The organism is Nonomuraea marmarensis (genome assembly GCF_043197025.1).
GTDB classification, from domain to species: Bacteria; Actinomycetota; Actinomycetes; order Streptosporangiales; family Streptosporangiaceae; genus Nonomuraea; species Nonomuraea marmarensis.
In genome coordinates, this window is record NZ_JBICRM010000008.1 from 60,377 (window position 1) to 79,301 (window position 18,925).

The following is an 18,925-nucleotide window of genomic DNA, read 5'->3' on the forward strand; positions in this document are numbered from 1 at the left end:
TCGGGTCGGCCTGGAAGGTGGCGTGGCGGAGATGCCTTGGACCGTTCGCCGGAGGTGTGGCGTGGTGGAGTTGCCGTGGAGCGCTCGCGGAGGTGTGGCGTGATCGAGTTGCCGCGTCATGGCTTCGGTGGTGCCCCCATCGGCAACCTCTATCAGGGGGTCACGGACGAGCAGGCCCGCGCCACCGTGGACGCGGCCTGGGAGAGCGGGGTGCGCCTGTTCGACACCGCGCCCCACTACGGGCTCGGCCTGTCGGAGCGGCGCCTCGGCGCGGCGCTGGCCGGACGCTCGGGCTACGTCCTGTCCACGAAGGTCGGCCGCCTGCTGGTGCCCGCGTCCTCCCGGGACGTTCGCGACGCCCAGGGCTTCGACGTGCCCGGCGAGCTCGAGCGGAAGTGGGACTTCTCGCGCGACGGCGTACGCAGGTCCCTGGAGGAGTCCCTGGAACGCCTGGGCCTGCCGGCCATCGACATCGCCCTCATCCACGACCCGGACGACCACGTGGACCAGGCGATCGAGGAGGCGTACCCGGCGCTGGCGGAGCTGCGGGACGAGGGCGTGGTGCGGGCGATCGGCGTCGGGATGAACCAGTGGCAGGTCCCGCTGCGCTTCATCCAGGAGACCGACATCGACGTCGTCATGCTCGCGGGCCGCTACACCCTGCTCGACCAGTCGGGCCTGCCGCTCCTGCAGGCGTGCGCGGAACGCGGCGCCAGGGTGCTGGCGGCGGGAGTCTTCAACAGCGGCATCCTCGCCACGCCCACGCCGTCGGGCACGTACGACTACGCCCCGGCCCCAGCACCGCTCGTGGACAAGGCCACCAGGATCGCCAAGATCTGCGAGCGCCATGGGGTCTCGTTGCCCCAGGCGGCCATGGCCTTCCCCCTGCGACACCCGGCGATCGCCTCGATCGTCCTGGGCGCCCGCGCACCGGAGGAGGTCACGACGAACGCCACACTGTGGTCCCGCCCGGTCCCGGAGGCACTGTGGGCGGAACTGGAGTCGGAGGGTTTGCTGCCCAAGTCAGGGTAGGAGCGGTTTGCGACGCCTGTGACGCGGGTGCGCGAGGGGCCTGCCGGACAGGTATGCCGTCGCCGCGATTTTGCGCGTGCCACGAGTGCTCGTCAGCCGACTTCCCACAGCGCGCTGACGGGCATGGCCCGCATCCGATCGCCGAAGGGGAGTGTTTGCGTGCCGGTGTGCAGGACGATGCCTGCGATCAAGTCATCCCCGAGTCGATCGGCGAGGTGTCGCAGACCCTTGAAATCATCCGCTCGTACGGTGGAGGTTGCCTTGACTTCGATACCCACCACCTGGCCACGCCGATTCTCCAGGATCGCGTCCACCTCGACACCGTCCTTGGTCCGGTAGTGATACAGATCGACCTGACCTTCCGCCCAGCTCAGCTGGCGTGCCAGCTCCATGAGAACGAACCCTTCGAGCAAAGGGCCGAACGACCCGTTGGGCCGGACGAGCCCACGTGAGTCGACACCGAGCAGGCTCGCCGCGATTCCGGAATCCACGAAGGCCACCTTGGAGGTGTGGACGGCACGGTTGCTGAGGTTGCGCGACCAGGCGGGTATGCGCTTGATCAGGTACACCTCCTCGAGGAGGCTGAGGTACCTGTACGCGGTGCTCGCCGGAAGTCCCAGGTCGCTGCCGATGGACTGACGCACCAGCAGCTGACCGGATCGCGCTGCCAGCAGGCGAGTGAGCGCATGCATGTCGGGGACCCGTTCGATCTCCGAGAGCTCGTTCACGTCGCGGGCGATCAGGTCCCCGATGTATGAGTCGAAGAAGTGTTGCCGCCGCCGGATGTTCGTCCGGGTGACCGCCTCTGGAAAGCCTCCTCGAACCACCCGCTCCGCATAGTCCACGCGAGAGAGTTGAGACGTGTGGCGGAGGTCGGCGCCTTGCGCGAAGATCGCGTCGACAAAGCCGTCGGGCGTGCTGTCGATCTCTCCTTGAGAGAAGGGCCAGAGCTCAATGGTCTCCATCCGCCCGGCGAGGGTGTCCGGCAATGCGCGCAGCCCGAGAATGCGAGCGGAGCCTGTCAGCAGGTAACGACCGGGTCTGGGGTCGTCGTCGACCTGCGCTTTGATGGCCAGCAGCAGCTCCGGCACCCGTTGGATCTCGTCGATGACCATCATGCCGGAGAAGTCGACGAAGCCCTCCGGATCGCTCATGGCCCCCTGGCGCATGAACTCTCTGTCCATGTCGCGCCACTCCGCCGCTCGTCCCTTGGCGATCTGCTTGACCAAGGTGCTCTTGCCGCACTGTCGTGCGCCGTTGATCAAGACGACCCGGGTATCCGCCAGGGCTTCTACCACGGCTTTTTCGGCGTGCCGGGGCACCACCCTGCCGAGAGGAGTGCTGACCATGAACCCAGCATGGCACATGGCGTGGTGGATTGGTCGCCATGATCGTGGTCATTTGGTCGCCAGCTCCGTGGTGGTTTGGTCGCTGGGTGCGTGGTGGTTTGGTCGCTGCTTCCGTGGTGACTCGGGTGGGTCAGGAGGGGATGAACAGCCAGGACTTGGACACCCCAGGCTCGTACGGAGAGTCGAGGCGTTTGGCGACGACCCCGGGCAGGCCCTGTTCGAGGGCCGCCTGCCGTACCGGGCCGAAGTCCTCCGGCCACGAAGGCGCGGTCTGCCAGTGGGCGCCCGCCAGCCCGAGTGCCTCCAGGGCGGCCCGCCGGGCGGTGTAAGGCTCCCCGGTCAGCGCGTGGCCGTCGTCGTACAGGAGGTCGTAGAAGACCAGGATCTCGGCGCCCCCGAGCGTGGCGAGCTCCCCGTCCAGCACCGCCGTGCGGCTGCCGAACGACTCCGCCAGTCCCCGCAGCCACGGATGCTCGCGGGCGGCCGTGGTGCGGCCCCCTTCGATGGGGACCAGGAGGCGGCGGCCGCCCCACGCGAACTCGAAGGCGTAGGCCGAGGCGTCACGAGGGGGTTTCGTCCGCTCAGTGGGCAGCATGGGGTCGGCGGGAGGGAACGGGTCGCGGGCCGCGGCGTCCATGCGGTGGATCATCCAGTTCTTGCCGCGCGTCCGGAACAGGACGAATCGCCCGGAGGCGCGCGAGCCGTGCAGGACGAACTTGACCTCGCGGTCCGACCACTTCTCCGTCTCGTACGTGCCGGTGTCCCAGACGGTCATGGTGCCGCCGCCGTACTCGCCCTTGGGGATCTCGCCGTGGAAGGCGAGGTACTCCATCGGATGGTCCTCGGTCTGCACGGCCAGGTGGTTGGTGCCGGGGTCGGTGGGCAGGCCCTTGGGGACGGCCCAGGAGACCAGGACGCCGTCGCGTTCCAGGCGCAGGTCCCAGTGCAGGGCCCGCGCGTGGTGCTCCTGGATGACGAACGCGTTGCCGTCGGCCGAGGACGAGAGCGAGTCGGGGACGGGCTCGGGGGTGCGTTCAGCGTCGCGCTTGTCACGGTATTTCGACAATTTGTCGGACACAAACCGGTTCTACCCGCTCGTGCTCTCCCGGATCACCAGCCGATACGGCACCCGGATCTCCCTGGCCTCGGCCTGCGGGCCCTTCGCCATGCGGGCCGCCAGCAGGTTCACCGCCTGGCGGGCGATCGACTGCTTGTCGGGGGAGATCGTGGTGAGGGTGGGCGTGCCGTACCGGCCGTCCTCGATGTCGTCGAAACCCGCCAGCGCCACCTCCCCGGGCACCGAGTGACCGCGCTCCAGCAGCGTCCGCAGGGCGCCGAGGGCCAGCAGGTCGTTGAAGCAGAAGACCGCGTCGGGCGCCGGGCCGGAGTCGAGCAGGGAGGCCATCGCGCGCGCCCCGTCCGCCCGGTGGTACGCCTCCACGTGCACCACCAGCCGGTCGTCGGCCGGCAGGCCCGCCGAGGCCAGCGCCTCGAAGTAGCCCGCCAGGCGCAGCCGGGACGTCTCCGCCGCCACGTCGTCCTGGGCGCCGATCGCGGCGATGCGGCGGCGGCCGAGCGAGGCCAGGTGCAGGGTCGCCTCCCTGGCCGCCGCCACGTTGTCCACCACGATGTGGTCGGCCGGACCCTCGTACACCCGCTCGCCCAGCAGCACCATCGGCGTTTCGTCCATGCGCGCGGCCAGGTCCTCGGGCGTCAGCGCCAGCGGGCTGAAGATCAGGCCGTCGATCAGGTGGGCGCGGAACCCCTCGGCGACGAGTTGCTCGCGCTCGCGCGAGGCGCCGGTCTGGTCGATCAGCACCGTCAGCCCCCGTTCGTCGGCGGCGGCCACCACGAACCTGGCCAGCTCCGCGAAATACGGGATGTCCAGCTCCGGCACCGCCAGCGCGATGATCCCGGTACGGCCCTGCCGCAGGTTCCTGGCCGACAGGTTTGGCCGGTAGTTGAGCTCCTTGATGGCCGCCTCGACCCGGGTCCGCATGGCCGGGGTGACGTGTACGTAGCCGTTCACCACGTTGGAGACGGTCTTCACCGAGACGCCGGCGAGCCGGGCCACGTCCTTGAGGCCGACGCGAGGTCTGTCCATGACGACAAAGTGTACGCACTTCTTTACAACGTTGAATACAACGATGTATAGATGGGCTGAGCCGATTTAGGAGGACTGTCCATGGAATCCGCCAAGCTCACCCTGGACCCGGCGTTCGAGGTCGGGCCGGTCGAACGGCGGCTGTTCGGATCGTTCGTCGAGCACATGGGGCGGTGCGTGTACACCGGGGTGTTCGAGCCGGGGCACCCGACCGCGGACGACGACGGGCTGCGCCGCGACGTGATCGAGCTGACGCGGGAAATGGGCGTGACGGCAGTGCGCTACCCCGGTGGCAATTTCGTCTCGAACTACGAATGGGAGGACGGCGTCGGCCCCGCCGCCGATCGGCCCACCAGGCTTGACCTCGCCTGGCGGCAGATTGAGACGAACGCGTTCGGGCTGGGCGAGTTCATGGCCTGGCTGCGCGAGGTGCGCGCCGAGCCGGTGATGGCGGTCAACCTGGGCACCAGGGGCGTCGGGGAGGCCCGCGACCTGCTCGAATACGCCAACTACCCGGGCGGCACCCGCTGGTCCGACCTGCGGATCAAGCACGGCGTACGGGACCCGTACGGGATCAAGGTCTGGTGTCTGGGCAACGAGATGGACGGGCCCTGGCAGATCGGCGGGAAGACGGCGGCCGAGTACGGCCGGCTCGCGTTCGAGACGGCCAAGGCGATGCGGCGGGTCGATCCGAGCATCGAGCTGGTGGCGTGCGGGAGCTCCAACATGCGGATCCCGACGTTCGGCTCCTGGGAGGCGACGGTGCTGGAGCACTGCTACGACCAGGTCGACTACATCTCCGCGCACTCCTACTACGACGCGGTGGCCGGCGACCGGGCCGGCTACCTGGCCTCGGCCGTGGAGATGGAGCGGCAGATCGAGGGCGTGATCGCCACGGCCGACCACGTGGCCGCCAAGCTGGGCAGCCGCAAGCGGCTCAAGGTCTCCTTCGACGAGTGGAACGTCTGGTCGCAGAGCCTGTTCGGCGGCGAGAGCGGCCTGGACTGGGCGCACGCGCCGCGCATCATCGAGGAGGAGTACGACGTGGCGGGCGCGGCGGTCGTCGGCAGCCTGCTCATCACCCTGCTCAACCACGCCGACCGGGTCGGCATCGCCTGCCAGGCCCAGCTCGCGAACGTGATCGCCCCGATCCGCACCGAGCCCGGCGGCCCGGCCTGGCGGCAGACGATCTTCCACCCGTTCGCGCTCACCGCCGCCCACGCCCGCGGTCGGGTCCTGCGCGTGCAGGCCACGGCCCCGACCATGCCGACCGAGCGTTACGGCGAGGTGCCCGCGCTGGTCGCCGCCGCCACGCTGGAAGACGACCGGCTCTCGGTCTTCGCGGTGAACCGCGGCGACCAGCCTCTGCCGCTGGAGATCGACCTGCGCGGCCTGCCGCGGGCGACGGCGATCTCGCACGTCACGGTGGCCGAAGACGACACCGCCGCGCGCAACACCGAGCGGGACCCGCGCCGCGTCGAACCGCGCGTGCTCGACGGCGCAGTGATCGACGGTGGACAGCTCAAGGCGGTGCTCCCGCCGGTCTCGTTCAATCTGGTGCAGGGAAAGCTCTCATGAGGAGCGGGAGTCCTCCGACCGTTCAAGAGTGCTGGAGGTCCTGCGTACCGATGACCTTGAGCAGCCGCAACGCCTCGTACGACGGCGACCCCGGCGCGGCGGTGTAGAGCACGACCCACTGGTCGGACTCGGGCACGTGCAGCGCCTCGCAGTCGAGCTCCAGCCAGCCCACCGTGGGGTGGTTGAGCCGTTTGCGCGCGGACCTGCGCACCGTCACGTCGTGCCCGGCCCACAATTCGGCGAACTCGGCGGAGGCGGCCAGCAGCCGTTCGACGAGCCGTTTGATGCCGGGATCGTCCGGATAGCGGGCCGTGGCGGCCCGCAGGTCGGCCACCGACTCCCTGGCGAACTGCCACGAGCCTGCCGGATCGTGGCGCGCCTTGGCCCGCGGGTCGCTGAAGAAGCGCCAGATGAAGTTGCGATCGTCGGCGGGCAGCTCGGAGAAGTCCGTGATCAGCGCCGCGGCCAGTGGATTCCAGGCCAGCACGTCGTATTTGGCGTCCATCACCATCGCCGGGGTGTCGTCCAGCCGGTCGAGGAGGTGCAGCACGCCGGGACGGACGTCGCGGGGCGGCCCGGGAGGCGGTCCCGGCGGCTCGCCGGTCAGGTAGTGCAGGTAGGAACGTTCGTCGTCCGACAACCGCAGCGCCCTGGCGATCGCGCCGAGCATCTGGCGCGACGGCCGCGGCCCGCGGGCCTGCTCCAGGCGGGCGTAGTAGTCGACGGACATTCCGGCCAGCCGGGCGACCTCCTCGCGCCGCAGCCCGGGGGTGCGGCGGCGCTTGCCGGTCTCCAGGCCCACGTCGGACGGCCGCACCAGCTCGCGGCGGCTGCGCAGGAACGCCGCCAGCTCCGCCCTGTTGATCCGGTCCATGCCTTCCAGCATGCCTGAGCTGCGGCGCCGTAACCAGGGACCGCCGATCCGAGGCTCGGCGGGTCTCTCCCGCCCGCGCCGGACCCCGGCCACGCTGGGAGCATGAACATCGCACTCATCACCGGCGCCAACAAGGGCATCGGGTACGCCACCGCCCGCGTACTGGGCAAGTCCGGAAATATCGTGCTTGTCGGTGCCCGCGACCCCGAGCGGGGCACGAAGGCCGCCTCCGAGCTGGCGGCGGAGGGGCTGGACGCCCGCTTCGTCCGCCTGGACGTCACCGACCTGGACACCGTGGAGGCGGCCGCCGCCTACATCGACCGGGAGTTCGGCCGCCTGGACCTCCTCATCAACAACGCCGCGATCACCCGTGGCCGGGACCGCAAGCCGAGCGAGCTGCCGGTCGCGATGTTGCGCGAGGTCTACGAGACGAACGTGCTCGGCGTCGTCGCCGTCACCAACGCCATGCTCCCGCTCCTGCGCAAATCGCCGGCCGGCCGCATCGCGAACGTCTCCAGCGGCCTCGGCACGGTCGCCTTCCTGACCGCCCCCAACCCGGAGCTGCGCCCGTACGCGACGCTGCTCGGCTACAACTCCTCCAAGGCCGCGCTGAACGCCGTCACCCTGATGTACGCCGAGGAGCTGCGGGACACGCCGATCAAGGTGAACGCGGTGTCGCCCGGATTCTGCGCCACCGACCTCAACGGCTTCCGCGGCGTGCTGAGCGCCGACGAGGGCGGCGAGCACGTCGCCCGCCTGGCCATCGTGCCGGACGACGGCCCGACCGGCGTCTTCCTGAGCGAGCAGGGCGGCACCTATCCGTGGTGAATCAGTCGAGCTCCAGCGCCTTGCGCAGCCACGACTCCACGCCCGCCACGTGCACGGTGGCCCAGGAGCGGGCGACGTCGGCCTGGCGGGCGGCGATTGCCTCGTAGATCGCGGTGTGCTGCTCCCGCGTCTTCTCCATCGCCCCCTCCTGCGTGAGCCCGCGCCAGATCCGCGCCCGCGTGGTCGGACCCGACAGGCTGTCGATGAACGAGCTCAACACGCTGTTGCCCGACCCCTGCGCGATCCGCTGATGGAACTTCAGGTCGTTGGCCACCAGTTCCTCGACCGTGGGCTCGTCGGGCAACGACTCCAGGATCACCCGCAGCTCGTCGATCTCCGCATTGCTCATCAGCTCGGTCGCCAGCGCCGTCGCGGCCGGCTCCAGGATGCGCCTGACCTCGAAGAACTGGATCACCGTGTCGTCGCGGTGCAGGTCGAGCACGAACGACATGGTGTCGAGCAGCAGGCGGGGCTCCAGGCTGGTGACGTACGTGCCGTCGCCCTGCCGCACGTCCAGCACATTGATCAACGACAGCGCGCGTACGGCCTCGCGCAGCGAGTTGCGTGACAGGCCGAGCCGTTCGGCGAGGTCGGCCTCCTTCGGCAGCCGGTCACCGGGGGCCAGCTCCCCGGAAAGGATCATCTGTTTGATCTTGTCGATGGCCGCGTCGGTGACCGCCACGCTCTTCTCCCTAGACATCGGATGTCTAGGAGTCTAGAGCCTGGAAGCGGACGGGATCGACACCTGAGAGGCGGCGGATCCGGCCTCTGGCCTCCAGGGTGCGCAGATGGGCGGCGGCCTCTCCGGCCGCCATGCCTCTCAGCACGGGGGCCAGGGCGTCCCACGGCCTGTTCCACGTCATCATCGCGGCGACCTCCCAGATGGTCAGCGGTTCCGGCCGCTGGACCAGGAGGGCGAGCAGCCGTTCGAGCTTCTCCTCGTGATGGTGGCGGATCTGGGCGGCCCGCGCGGCCACATCGGGAAATATCCACTCATGTGCGGGCAGCGCGTCGAGGGGACCCAACTCGCCGACCCGGTCCAAGGATTCCAGGAAATCACCCAATGGATCGACATCGTCCCTGTCATAGGGATAAATCCCGACGTGCGGGGTTATGTCGGGCAGCACGTGGTCACCGGTGAACAGCCGGTCCGCGTCTTCCAGGTGCAGGCAGATGTGCCCGGGGGTGTGCCCCGGCGTGTGCACGGCCCGCAGCTTGCGCCCCGGCAGGTCCACCAGGTCGCCGTCGCGCAGCTCGCGGTCGGGCAGGGCGGGCGGCGCGGGCCTGGCCCCCATCACCTGCCGTACCTCGCCGGGATCGGCCCCCGCCCGCCTGAGCATGTCGGACTGGAAGCCGTCGTGCTCGCTGGCCGCGTACTCGGTCATGAGCCTGACCAGCGCCGCGTCGCTCTCGTGCATGGCGATCCACGCGCCGGACTCGTCCCTGACCTGCCCGGCGAGCCCGGCGTGATCCGGATGGAAATGGGTGACGACCACCCCGCTCACCGCGGTCACGTCGATCCCGAGCGCCGCGAGCCCGCCGCTGAGCGCTTCCCAGGCGTCCGGATGGTTCCACCCGGCGTCGACCAGCACGGGTCCCTTGGGCGACTCGACGGCGTAGACGAGCGTGTAGCCCAAGGGATTGCTGGGAATCGGCACCGGCACGCTCCACACGCCACCGCCGAGATCCTGCGGCCGCTGCTCCGCATACGGCCTGCGTCTGCTTTTCATGTACCCCCCGATCGGTAAGGAGCGCCGAGCACCGGATCCGAATACCCGATCAGGTGATCCGCTCCAGAATCGTGGCCGTGGCCAGCGCCCCGCCCGCGCACATCGTGACCAGCGCGGTCGCCGAGTCGGAGCGTTCGAGCTCGTGCAGCGCCGTGGTGATCAGCCGCGCGCCCGTGGCGCCCACCGGATGGCCGAGCGCGATGGCGCCGCCGTTCACGTTCACGCGGTCGAAGTCGGGCTCGTGCACGCCGGCCCACGACAACACGACCGACGCGAACGCCTCGTTCACCTCGAACCTGTCGAGATCGCCGATCGTCATCCCGGCCGCCGCGAGCACCTTGGCCGTCGCGTCCACGGGCCCGTCCAGGTGGTAGTACGGCTCCGCCCCGACCAGCGCCTGCGCCAGAATGCGCGCCCGGGGCCGCAGCCCGTACCGCCGAGCCGCCTGCTCGCTCATCACCAGCACGGCGGCGGCGCCGTCGGAGATCTGCGACGACGTGCCGGCCGTGTGCAGGCCGCCCTCCGCCACGGGCTTGAGCCCGGCCAGGCTCTCCACGGTCGTCTCGCGTAGTCCCTGGTCCCTGCGCACGTCCCCGACGGGGACGATCTCCCGCTCGAACCGCCCGTCGGCCCACGCCTTGGCCGCCAGCCGCTGCGACCGCGCCCCGAGCCAGTCGAGCCGCTCCCGCGTCAGCCCGCGCCGCCGCGCGATCCGCTCGGCGGCGGTGAACTGGTCGGGCAGGTCGATGTTCCAGTCGTCCGGCTTCGGCCGCGCGGGCAACACGTTGCTCCCGAGCGGCGCCCGGCTCATCACCTCGACGCCGCAGCCGACGCCGACCTCGATCACTCCTGCGCTGACCAGCGCCGCCGCCAGGTGCACCGCCTGCTGCGACGACCCGCACTGCGCGTCCACCGTGGTGACCCCCGTCTGGTACGGCAGCCCGGCATAGAGCCACGAATGCCGCCCGACGTGCCCGCCCTGCTCGCCCGCCTGGGTCACGCACCCGGCGAACACCTGGTCCACGACCGCCGGATCGATGCCCGAGCGCCGCACGAGCCCGTTCAGCGCGGTAGCCAGAACCTGTTGCGGTTTGAGCCCGGCCAGCCAGCCCGCCCGTTTGCCGATGGGGGTCCGTACAGCCTCGACTATCACTGGTGTGCCCACAGTCGCCTCCAAAAGATGCGCTGGCGCGACTGTAACGCGTTCTACTTTGGTGCGGAACCCTCCAACGTCGCCGGCAGCCCGAACGTGCCGAACAGCTTCTCCTCGAAGAACATGCCGACGTGGCTGATCTGATCTCCGGACAACGTCACCACCATGATCGCGAACTGGTCCCCGCGGTAGTACATGGCGAAGGCCGGCTGCCCGTTGGCCGCGATCGGGACCAGTTTGAGATCGCCGGGGCCCTTGGCGGGGCACTGCGTCTTGGTGAGCTGCACGATCGTGTCCGGCCCCTGATACCAGCCGACGAACGGCGGCATCTCCCAGACCGCGTCCTTCGTGAACAGGTGCACCAGGCTGTCGATGTCATAGTTCTCGAACGCCGCCACATAGCGGTCGAGCTGGGCCCGTTGCTCCTGCGACAGCGGCTCCACGGGGTCGTCCAGGCTCGGCGACACCTCGTTGAGCTGGGCGCGGGCGCGCTGCAGGCTGCTGTTGACGGCCGCGGTTGAGGTGCCGACCGCCTCGGCCACCTCGGCGGCCTTCCACCTGAGCACGTCACGCAGGATCAGCACCGCCCGCTGCCTGGGCGGCAGGTGCTGCAGGGCGGCGATGAGCGCGAGCCTGATGCTCTCGCGCGAGGTCACGATCGAGGCGGGGTCGGCGGTGCCCGCGCCCGCCAGTGTGTCCGGCACGGGCTCCAGCCACGGCACCTCGGTGTCCTGCACGAGTGGCGCGCTCGCCTCCAGGCTCGGCGCGCCGAGCCCGGTCGGCAACGGCCGCCTGCTGCGGCTGTCCAGCGCGGTCAGGCACGCGGTGGTGGCGATGCGATAGAGCCAGGTACGCAACGAGGAACGCCCCTCGAAGCCGTCGTAGGCCCGCCACGCGCGGAAGTACGTCTCCTGGACGAGGTCCTCGGCGTCGTGCACCGACCCCATCATGCGGTAGCAGTGCGCCAGCAACTCACGCCGCATTGGATCGGCCAGCCGGAGGAAGTCCTCGTTGGTTGGCTTGTCGCTCATACCCCCTGTATAGACGCCGCCACCGACAAACCGATGAGTTTTTTACCCTTCGCCGGTCGATAAGGGCGAACCATTTACGAACGAGGGGAATCACGATGAACGCGGATCGCTCCAAGGAGCTCTGCCTCACCGCGGGCCACTGAGCGAGCGAAACCCGCCCTCGCCTGCACAGGGGCGTGGCGAGGGCGGCTCGCGGCAGGGCTCAGTGGGGGACGGTGAGGACGATCTTGCCGGTGGTGCGGTTGGTCTCGCCGAGCTCGTGGGCCTTGGCCGCCTCCGCCAGTGGCAGGACGGCGGCGATCTCCGCCCGCAGCCGGCCCGCCTCCATCAGCGCGGCCAGCGCCCGCATCGCGGCCTGGTCCGGCTCGACCAGCATGCTCTCCGAACGGATGCCCAGCTCGGCCGCCTTGGCGTGGAGGATCTCGAGCGAGAGGACGAGCGAGACGATCGTGCCATCGCCGCGCATGGTCCGCAGCGAGCGTGGCCCGTATTCGCCGCCCATGGTGTCGATCACCACGTCCACGTCCCGCACCACCTCGGCGAAGTCCTCGGTCCGGTAGTCGACGAGCTCGTCGGCGCCCAGACCGCGCAGGAAGTCGTGCTTGGGGGCGCTGGCCGTGCCGATCACGTATGCCCCGCGCGCCTTGGCGATCTGCACCGCCAGGTGCCCCACCCCGCCCGCCGCGGCATGGACGAGCACGCGCTGGCCGTCCTGCACCCCGGCCACGTCCACCAGCGCCTGCCAGGCGGTCAGCCCGGCCAGCGGGATCGCGGCGGCCTGCACGTGGTCGACGCCCGCGGGCTTGCGTACGAAGTGCCGGGACGGCGCCGTCACGTACTCGGCGAACGCGCCGTGCCCCTGGGGGTACTTCAGCATGCCGAACACCTCGTCGCCCGGCTTGTAGAGCGCCTGCCCGATGCCCGAGTCCTCGACGACGCCGGAGACGTCGTACCCGCCCACGAACGGCGGCCGCATCCGTGTCATGCCGCCGGTCTTCCGGATCTTCCAGTCGGTCGGGTTGAGCCCGGCCGCCTCCACCCGCACCAGCACCTCGGTCGGCCCGGGGGCCGGCTTGTCCACCTGCACCAGCTTCAGCACTTCCGGGCCGCCAAGGGCGTCCTGACTGATCGCGTTCATCTTCATGCGATACAGCCTGCTCGGCCCGAACTTGATGCGCGAGTGGCCCAAAGGTCATGATGCGCAAAGATTGGGCCATGCGTCCAACGGATCACCACTTAGGGGGCTCACTGTGCGCACCGTAACGGCGGCCTGCCACTGAAGGGTCAGCGGCCGTTTCCTGGAGGGCCCTCAGCCGTCTACGGCGGGTGGCATGCCCGTGCGCAGCGTAAAAGATGATGGTTTCAGATGTCGGTGAGAAGCCTCGCGGCGGCGGTCTCGATGCGACGCTGGATCTGATCATAGGTACGGCGGCCGCGCAGCATCTCCAGCAGCTCCTGCACCCACACGCTGGCCAGCGACCCCGCGAGGTCGAGCTGCGCCTCGCTGGCCTGCTCGATCGACAGGCCCTCGGCCGAGACGCGCAGCAACAGCCCCGTCATGCGGTCGCCGAACGGGGTCTGGACCTCCGCCATGATCAGCGACCGGATGAGCGCGTCGGCCAGCTCCGGCTCGCGCATCAGCCCCCGGGTGGCCCGCATCAGCACGTCCACCGCGCGGCTCGACGGGGTGGCGGCGCCGGGCGGCCGGCGCTCGATGCTGCTTTCGAGGAGGTCGATCTCCTCGCCGACCACCGCCACGACCAGGTCCATCTTGGAGGGGAAGTAGCGGTAGAGGGTGCCGAGCGCCACACCCGCGCGCTCGGCGACCGTGCGCATCTGCATGGCCTCGACCCCGCCGCGCGAGGCCAGCGCGGCCGCGGCCTGGACGATGCGCTTGCGGCGTTGGTGCTGGCTGCGCGTACGGACGCTGTGCCCGCCCGGCTGCGTGGCGTGGGTCTCCATGGTCCCCTCGGTGTCGCTGGAGGGCGCGGCGATTGTCGCGTGCGGGGTACGCATAAGAACACGTTATCTGATTTCTCGATAACGCGGCTTGTTACTCGCGGGTCACAAACGAGCCGTATCGGCCCATGTCTACGGCGTTACCGGCATATGACGTGACTTGTCGGCATGGGTGGCTACTGGACAGATATTAGAATGTGTTCTAGTTTGCGAATCGGCTGACCTAGCGCTTGCTGGAGGAGCGATGACTGCGAACACCCTCGCGTCCCTGCTTCTCGCCCGGGCCGAGGACGATCGACCTGGGCTGATGTTCGAGGGCACGGTGTGGTCGTGGCGCGAGCACGTCGCCGCCTGCCGCGCCGCCGCTGCCTGGTTGTCCGGGCGGGGCGCGGGATCGCATATCGGGGTGCTCAGCGAGAACGTTCCGGAGCTGGTCTTCCTGGTGGGCGGGGCGGCGCTGGGCGGGCACGTGGTCGTGGCGCTGAACCCCACGCGGTCGGTCGACGAGCTGATCCGCGACGCCCGCGCGACCGACGTCGCCCTCCTGCTGGCGGACGCTCCCTACGCCGACGTCGCCCGGCCGGTGGCCGAGGCGCTGGGGGTGGAGGCGATGCCCCTCTCCGCCGTGACGTCGGAACCGTCGGGCGCCGTGGATCCGGCCGAGCCCTCGGACCTCGTGATGCTGATCTTCACGTCCGGCACCTCCGGCCGTCCCCGGGCCGTGCGGATCACGCAGCGGAAGATCGCCGTGCCCGGGGTGAGCCTGGCGGCGCTGCTCACGCCCGACGACGTCGTCTACTGCTCGATGCCGCTGTTCCACTCCGGCGCCCTGATGGCCGCCTACGCTCCCGCCGTCGCGTCGGGGGCGGCGCTGGTGGTGCGGCGGCGGTTCTCGGCCTCGGGGCTGCTGCCCGACATCAGACGGTACGGCGGCACGTACCTGCATTACGTGGGCAAAGCGCTCTCCTACGTCCTGGCCACCCCGGAACGCCCCGACGACGCCGGCAACCCGCTCAGGATCGCGTTCGGCAACGAGGGCAGCGCGGTGGCGATCAGGAGGTTCGGGGAGCGGTTCGGGTGCCAGGTGATCGACGCCTTCGGTTCCACCGAGACGGCCATCTCGCTCACCCCCGACCCTTCGGGCCCGCCGGGCTGCCTCGGCAGGTTGCCCGAGGGCGTACGGATTCTCGACCCGTTCACCGGACGGCCCTGCCCGCCGGGCCGCGTCGAGCACGGCCGCCTGCTCAACCCGGACGAGGCCGTCGGCGAGCTGGTCAACACGGCCGGGCTCGGGTTGTTCGAGGGCTACTACAACGACCCGGAGGCGGACGCCGAGCGGATCAGGGACGGTACGTTCTGGTCCGGCGACCTGGCCTACATGGACGCCGACGGCTACGTGTTCTTCGCCGGCCGGGGCACCGAACGCCTGCGCGTGGACGGCGAGAACCTGGCCGTCGCCCCCATCGAGGCGGCGCTGCGGGAGTTCGCCGGGGTGGTGGAGGCGGCGGTGTATCCGGTGCCCGACGCGGCGGCCGGTGACCAGGTCATGGCGGCGCTCGTCCTGGAGGGGGCCTTCGACCCGGACGCGTTCACCGCCTTCCTGGCGTCCCGCCGCGATCTGGGCGCCAAGTCCTTACCCCGCTATATCCGCCTTTCTGATCAGCTGCCCCTGACGCCTTCGCACAAGGTCATCAAACGGCTGCTCGCCCGGGACGGCTGGCGCACCGCCGACCCGGTCTGGTGGCGTACCGCCGCCGGGCTCCGGCCGCTGACGGACGCGGACGTCAAGGGGATCGAGGAGCAGTTCGTACGGCACGGCAGGCAACACCTACTGGAGCGGTGATGGATTTCAACCTGGACGAAACCCAGCAGGACCTGAAGAAGCTGGCAGCCGAGGTCCTCGCCAGGGAAGGCGACGCCGGCGACCGGATGTGGCAGGCCGGGCTGTTGAGCGTCTGCGTTCCCGAGGAGGCGGGCGGGGCCGGGCTCGGTCCGGTGGAGATGGCCGTGGTGCTGCGCGAGGTGGGGGCGCGGGCGGCGCCGGTGACCGCGCTGCCCACGCTGGTGAGCACCCTCGTCCTGGCTCGCTACGGCACGCTTGACCAGCAGCGCCGCTTCACCGGCGGACCGGACGAAGGCGGCGGCCGGGCCACCGTCGCGCTCCGCGAGCCCGGCCGGGCCTTGGCCGATCCGCCCTTGACGAGCGCGCGGGCCGAGGGCGACGGATGGGTGTTGACGGGACGCAAGGTCTCGGTGCCGTATCCCGGTGCGCCGGTGCTGGTCACGGCCGACGAGGGACTGTTCGTGGTGGAGTCACCTCCGGCGACTCCCGAGTTCACCTCCACCGGCGAGCCCGCCGCCACGATCGTGCTCGACGGCACTCCGGCCGAGCGCGTGGCCGGGTCCGAGGCGGTCACCGGGGCCGGGCAGTTGTTCATGGCCGCCGTCGCCGCCCAGGCCAGTGGCGTGCTGGCCGGGGCGCTGGAGCTGACCACCGCGTACATCAAGGGCAGGAAGCAGTTCGGCCGGGCGCTGGCCGAGTTCCAGGCGGTGACGATGCAGATCGCCGACGTCTACATCGCCGGGCGGGCGCTGGACGTGGCCATGTGGTCGGCGGTCTGGCGGCTGGGCGAGGGCCTCGAGGCCGACCGGGACCTGGCGCTGGCCGCGTACCACGTGAGCGAGGCCGTAAAGGCCCTCTACACCTGCCAGCACCTGCACGGCGGCCTCGGGCTCGACGTGACCTATCCGCTGCACCGCTATTTCGCGCAGGCCAAGCACCTGTCCCAGCTGCTCGGCGGCGCCGACGCCCAGCTCGACCTGATCGGAGCGCTCGTCTGATGCTGATCGACCTGACCGCCGGCCAACGCGCACTCCGTGACGAACTCCGCGAATACTTCCAGGGTTGCCTCACCGGAGAGGACCGCAGGAAGATCGCCGAAGACCCGTTCGGCGAGGCGTACATGGAACACTGCCGCCGCCTCGGCCGTGACGGGAAGCTGGGCCTCGGCTGGCCCAAGGAGTACGGCGGAGGCGGCTACGGCCCCCTGGAGCAGCAGATCTTCGCCAATGAGATAGCCCGGGCGGGCGTCCCGTACCCGATCATCACGGTGCAGACGGTGGGCCCGACGCTCATGCAGTACGGCACGCAGGAGCAGAAGGACCTCTTCCTGCCGCGCATCCTCGCCGGAGAGTGCCACTTCGCGATCGGCTACAGCGAGCCCGAGGCCGGCACCGACCTGGCCTCCCTGCGTACGACGGCGGTGCTCGACGGCGACCACTACGTCGTCAACGGCCAGAAGATCTTCACCAGCGGCGCCCACTACGCCCAGTACGTCTGGCTCGCCGCCCGCACGAATCCCGGGGCCAAGAAGCACAAGGGCATCACCATGATGATCGCCGCCACGGACGACCCCGGCTTCTCCTGGACTCCGATCGTCACCATGGACGGCCGCCACCACACGAACTCCACGTACTACTCCGACGTGCGTGTACCGGTGAACATGGTGGTCGGCGAGGTGGACCGGGGCTGGGACCTGATCGTCAACCAGCTCAACCACGAACGTGTCACGCTCGGCCCCGCCGGGAACCTCGGCCAGACGTACGACCGCTTCCTCGCCTGGGCGCGCCGCACCGGGCTCGCGGAGAACCCGGACGTGCGGCGGGCGCTCGCGCGGGTGTGGGTGGCCTTCCGTACGAACGAGCTGCTGAACTGGCAGGTGGCCGCGAACATGGACCTCGGCTGGCTGGGCGCCCCCGACGCGTCCGCCACCAAGATCTACGGCTCCGAACGCATGCAGGAGGTCGGCAGGATCTTCGGCGACATTCTGGCCAGGTACGGCGACCCGTCGGACCCGGAGACGGCCGAGCTGCTCGACCGTGTGGATCACGGGGTGAAGGGGGCGGTGGTGCTGACGTTCGGCGGCGGGGTGAACGAGGTGCAACGGGAGCTGATCGCGATGCTCGGCCTGAGCCTCCCGAGGCCGCCCCGATGACCCACGAGGAGTTGCATGAGCTCGCGGGCAAGCAGGCGGCGCTGGGCGAGGTACGCGGCACCCCGGCGCCCGATCCCGTGAACGTGCCCATGATCAGGCACTGGCTGACCGCCATGGGGGACGCGAACCCGGCGTACCTCGAAAAGGGGCTCGCGCCGCCCGCGATGGCCCAGGTGTGGACCATGCAGGGCCTGCGCCCCCCGGCCAAGGACCGTTCGCCGGTGGACGACCTGATGGCCGCGCTCAACGCCAACGGGTACACGGGGGTGGTGGCGACGAACTGCGAGCAGACGTACCACCGGTACGCGCGCGTCGGCGAGCGGCTCATCCCCGCGACCAGGTTCTCGGATCTGGCGGGGCCCAAGAGGACGGCGCTGGGCGTGGGGTACTTCGCCACCTGGAACGTCACCTGGTACAGCGAGGACGACGAGCCCGTGGCGGAAATGCTCTTCCGAGTCCTGAAATTTCGCCCACCGAGCCCAGCGGACAGGACGGCCGCCGAGCCGTACCCGCTGCAGCCCGCGATCAACCAGGACACCGCGTTCTTCTGGGAGGGCGTCCAGCAGGGTGAGCTGCGCATCCAGACCTGCGCCGACTGCGGCGAGCTACGCCACCCGCCGGGCCCCCTGTGCCCCCACTGCCGCTCGGTCAACCGCGCCCACACGGTCGCGACCGGCGAAGGAACCCTCTACAGCTACGTCGTGTACCACCACCCACCCGTGCCGGGCCGCGAGACGCCGTTCGTGGTGGGGGTGGTGGAACTGCCCGAAGGGGTACGGATCGTCGGCAACGTCGTGGACTGCCCGATCGAGGAGGTGGTCATCGGTATGCCGTTGCGCGTGACGTACCGCTCGATGGACGACCGGCTGGTCCTCCCGATGTGGGCGCCGGGGGAGGCATGATGCCGTCCGAAGGCTCGGTGCTCCCGGAGTTGTCCATCGACCTCACACCCACCGTGGTCGTCTCGACGGCGCTGGCCACCATGGACTTCACCCCGGTGCACCACGACACCCAGGGCGCCAGGGCCCAGGGCTCGAAGGACATCTTCCTGAACATCCTGACCACCATGGGCCTGGTCGAGCGCTATGTCACCGACTGGGCGGGCCCGGAGGCCGTCATCCAGGGCATCAAGGTCAAGCTCGGCGTCCCCGCGTACGCGGGCGACCGCCTGAGCTTCACCGGGACGGTCGTCTCGCGTGCGGGCGGCCTGTTCACGGTCGAGGTACGCGGCCGGGTGAGCCTGGGGGACCATGCCACCGGCACCGTCACCTTGACCCTTCCTCGGACCTAGA

At 70.1% G+C, this 18,925-nt stretch carries 18 protein-coding genes; 8 read left to right on the top strand and 10 right to left on the bottom strand.

The features are described 5' to 3' along the window. Positions 1-99: 99 nt before the first annotated feature. Complete coding sequence (locus ACFLIM_RS15105; protein ID WP_393165633.1) at positions 100-1,032, top strand: aldo/keto reductase; 933 nt, start codon at positions 100-102, stop codon at positions 1,030-1,032. Positions 1,033-1,124: 92 nt separating this feature from the next. Here ACFLIM_RS15105 and ACFLIM_RS15110 read toward each other — a convergent pair whose 3' ends face one another. From ACFLIM_RS15110 to ACFLIM_RS15120, 3 genes are all read right to left on the bottom strand, one after another. Then, positions 1,125-2,381, bottom strand: coding sequence for an ATP-binding protein (locus tag ACFLIM_RS15110; protein ID WP_393165635.1), 1,257 nt, complete (start codon positions 2,379-2,381; stop codon positions 1,125-1,127). Between the two features lie 130 nt (positions 2,382-2,511). Then, positions 2,512-3,459 (bottom strand): DNA polymerase ligase N-terminal domain-containing protein, encoded by a 948-nt coding sequence (locus ACFLIM_RS15115; protein ID WP_393165637.1) that lies wholly within the window; start codon positions 3,457-3,459, stop codon positions 2,512-2,514. Between the two features lie 9 nt (positions 3,460-3,468). Continuing rightward, positions 3,469-4,485 (bottom strand): LacI family DNA-binding transcriptional regulator, encoded by a 1,017-nt coding sequence (locus ACFLIM_RS15120; RefSeq protein ID WP_393165639.1) that lies wholly within the window; start codon positions 4,483-4,485, stop codon positions 3,469-3,471. 81 nt (positions 4,486-4,566) lie between these two features. On the opposite strand from ACFLIM_RS15120, the gene arfA reads away from it, so the two are divergent. Further along, positions 4,567-6,063, top strand: a complete 1,497-nt coding sequence (gene arfA, locus ACFLIM_RS15125; RefSeq protein ID WP_393165641.1) for an arabinosylfuranosidase ArfA — start codon at positions 4,567-4,569, stop codon at positions 6,061-6,063. A 22-nt stretch (positions 6,064-6,085) separates the two neighbouring features. Here arfA and ACFLIM_RS15130 read toward each other — a convergent pair whose 3' ends face one another. Beyond that, entirely contained in the window at positions 6,086-6,937 is an 852-nt protein-coding gene (locus ACFLIM_RS15130) for a helix-turn-helix transcriptional regulator (RefSeq protein ID WP_393165643.1), read from the bottom strand. 102 nt (positions 6,938-7,039) lie between these two features. Here ACFLIM_RS15130 and ACFLIM_RS15135 point away from each other — a divergent pair, with 102 nt between their 5' ends. Beyond that, positions 7,040-7,765, top strand: a complete 726-nt coding sequence (locus tag ACFLIM_RS15135; RefSeq protein ID WP_393165645.1) for an SDR family oxidoreductase — start codon at positions 7,040-7,042, stop codon at positions 7,763-7,765. A 1-nt stretch (position 7,766) separates the two neighbouring features. On the opposite strand, the gene ACFLIM_RS15140 is transcribed toward ACFLIM_RS15135, so the two are convergent. The 6 genes from ACFLIM_RS15140 to ACFLIM_RS15165 all read right to left on the bottom strand — a co-directional run bounded on the left by ACFLIM_RS15140 (position 7,767) and on the right by ACFLIM_RS15165 (position 13,695). Continuing rightward, positions 7,767-8,447: a FadR/GntR family transcriptional regulator gene (locus tag ACFLIM_RS15140; protein WP_393165647.1), complete on the bottom strand. Its 681-nt coding sequence runs from the start codon at positions 8,445-8,447 to the stop codon at positions 7,767-7,769. A 25-nt stretch (positions 8,448-8,472) separates the two neighbouring features. Next, positions 8,473-9,495, bottom strand: coding sequence for an MBL fold metallo-hydrolase (locus ACFLIM_RS15145; protein WP_393165649.1), 1,023 nt, complete (start codon positions 9,493-9,495; stop codon positions 8,473-8,475). Between the two features lie 49 nt (positions 9,496-9,544). Then, entirely contained in the window at positions 9,545-10,660 is a 1,116-nt protein-coding gene (locus ACFLIM_RS15150) for a steroid 3-ketoacyl-CoA thiolase (RefSeq protein ID WP_393165651.1), read from the bottom strand. A 41-nt stretch (positions 10,661-10,701) separates the two neighbouring features. Further along, positions 10,702-11,679: a sigma-70 family RNA polymerase sigma factor gene (locus tag ACFLIM_RS15155; RefSeq protein ID WP_393165653.1), complete on the bottom strand. Its 978-nt coding sequence runs from the start codon at positions 11,677-11,679 to the stop codon at positions 10,702-10,704. A 202-nt stretch (positions 11,680-11,881) separates the two neighbouring features. Beyond that, complete coding sequence (locus ACFLIM_RS15160) at positions 11,882-12,817, bottom strand: NADP-dependent oxidoreductase (protein ID WP_393165655.1); 936 nt, start codon at positions 12,815-12,817, stop codon at positions 11,882-11,884. A 224-nt stretch (positions 12,818-13,041) separates the two neighbouring features. Continuing rightward, positions 13,042-13,695, bottom strand: a complete 654-nt coding sequence (locus tag ACFLIM_RS15165; RefSeq protein WP_393165657.1) for a TetR family transcriptional regulator — start codon at positions 13,693-13,695, stop codon at positions 13,042-13,044. A gap of 187 nt (positions 13,696-13,882) precedes the next feature. Here ACFLIM_RS15165 and ACFLIM_RS15170 point away from each other — a divergent pair, with 187 nt between their 5' ends. From ACFLIM_RS15170 to ACFLIM_RS15190, 5 genes are read left to right on the top strand one after another with little or no spacing between them, the layout of a single operon-like run. Next, a complete protein-coding gene (locus ACFLIM_RS15170) occupies positions 13,883-15,481 on the top strand; it encodes an AMP-binding protein (RefSeq protein ID WP_393165659.1) in 1,599 nt (532 codons plus the stop codon). Continuing rightward, positions 15,481-16,479 (top strand): acyl-CoA dehydrogenase family protein, encoded by a 999-nt coding sequence (locus ACFLIM_RS15175; RefSeq protein WP_393165661.1) that lies wholly within the window; start codon positions 15,481-15,483, stop codon positions 16,477-16,479. Before ACFLIM_RS15170 ends, ACFLIM_RS15175 begins: the two co-directional genes overlap by 1 nt. Further along, the gene (locus ACFLIM_RS15180) at positions 16,479-17,633 is read left to right on the top strand and encodes an acyl-CoA dehydrogenase family protein (protein ID WP_393165663.1); all 1,155 of its coding nucleotides are present in this window, start codon (positions 16,479-16,481) and stop codon (positions 17,631-17,633) included. Before ACFLIM_RS15175 ends, ACFLIM_RS15180 begins: the two co-directional genes overlap by 1 nt. Then, positions 17,630-18,535, top strand: coding sequence for a bifunctional MaoC family dehydratase N-terminal/OB-fold nucleic acid binding domain-containing protein (locus tag ACFLIM_RS15185; protein WP_393165665.1), 906 nt, complete (start codon positions 17,630-17,632; stop codon positions 18,533-18,535). Before ACFLIM_RS15180 ends, ACFLIM_RS15185 begins: the two co-directional genes overlap by 4 nt. Continuing rightward, positions 18,532-18,924: a MaoC family dehydratase gene (locus ACFLIM_RS15190; protein WP_393165666.1), complete on the top strand. Its 393-nt coding sequence runs from the start codon at positions 18,532-18,534 to the stop codon at positions 18,922-18,924. The genes ACFLIM_RS15185 and ACFLIM_RS15190 overlap by 4 nt, the downstream gene beginning before the upstream one ends. Position 18,925: the final 1 nt, after the last annotated feature.

Bases quoted from the DNA above. Each gene is read 5' to 3' on its own strand.
- ACFLIM_RS15110 (WP_393165635.1), bottom strand. From the start codon at position 2,381: ATGGTCAGCACTCCTCTCGGCAGGGTGGTGCCCCGGCACGCCGAAAAA.
- ACFLIM_RS15120 (WP_393165639.1), bottom strand. From the start codon at position 4,485: ATGGACAGACCTCGCGTCGGCCTCAAGGACGTGGCCCGGCTCGCCGGC.
- arfA (WP_393165641.1), top strand. From the start codon at position 4,567: ATGGAATCCGCCAAGCTCACCCTGGACCCGGCGTTCGAGGTCGGGCCG.
- ACFLIM_RS15130 (WP_393165643.1), bottom strand. From the start codon at position 6,937: ATGGACCGGATCAACAGGGCGGAGCTGGCGGCGTTCCTGCGCAGCCGC.
- ACFLIM_RS15135 (WP_393165645.1), top strand. From the start codon at position 7,040: ATGAACATCGCACTCATCACCGGCGCCAACAAGGGCATCGGGTACGCC.
- ACFLIM_RS15145 (WP_393165649.1), bottom strand. From the start codon at position 9,495: ATGAAAAGCAGACGCAGGCCGTATGCGGAGCAGCGGCCGCAGGATCTC.
- ACFLIM_RS15155 (WP_393165653.1), bottom strand. From the start codon at position 11,679: ATGAGCGACAAGCCAACCAACGAGGACTTCCTCCGGCTGGCCGATCCA.
- ACFLIM_RS15160 (WP_393165655.1), bottom strand. From the start codon at position 12,817: ATGAACGCGATCAGTCAGGACGCCCTTGGCGGCCCGGAAGTGCTGAAG.
- ACFLIM_RS15165 (WP_393165657.1), bottom strand. From the start codon at position 13,695: ATGCGTACCCCGCACGCGACAATCGCCGCGCCCTCCAGCGACACCGAG.
- ACFLIM_RS15170 (WP_393165659.1), top strand. From the start codon at position 13,883: ATGACTGCGAACACCCTCGCGTCCCTGCTTCTCGCCCGGGCCGAGGAC.
- ACFLIM_RS15175 (WP_393165661.1), top strand. From the start codon at position 15,481: ATGGATTTCAACCTGGACGAAACCCAGCAGGACCTGAAGAAGCTGGCA.
- ACFLIM_RS15180 (WP_393165663.1), top strand. From the start codon at position 16,479: ATGCTGATCGACCTGACCGCCGGCCAACGCGCACTCCGTGACGAACTC.
- ACFLIM_RS15185 (WP_393165665.1), top strand. From the start codon at position 17,630: ATGACCCACGAGGAGTTGCATGAGCTCGCGGGCAAGCAGGCGGCGCTG.
- ACFLIM_RS15190 (WP_393165666.1), top strand. From the start codon at position 18,532: ATGATGCCGTCCGAAGGCTCGGTGCTCCCGGAGTTGTCCATCGACCTC.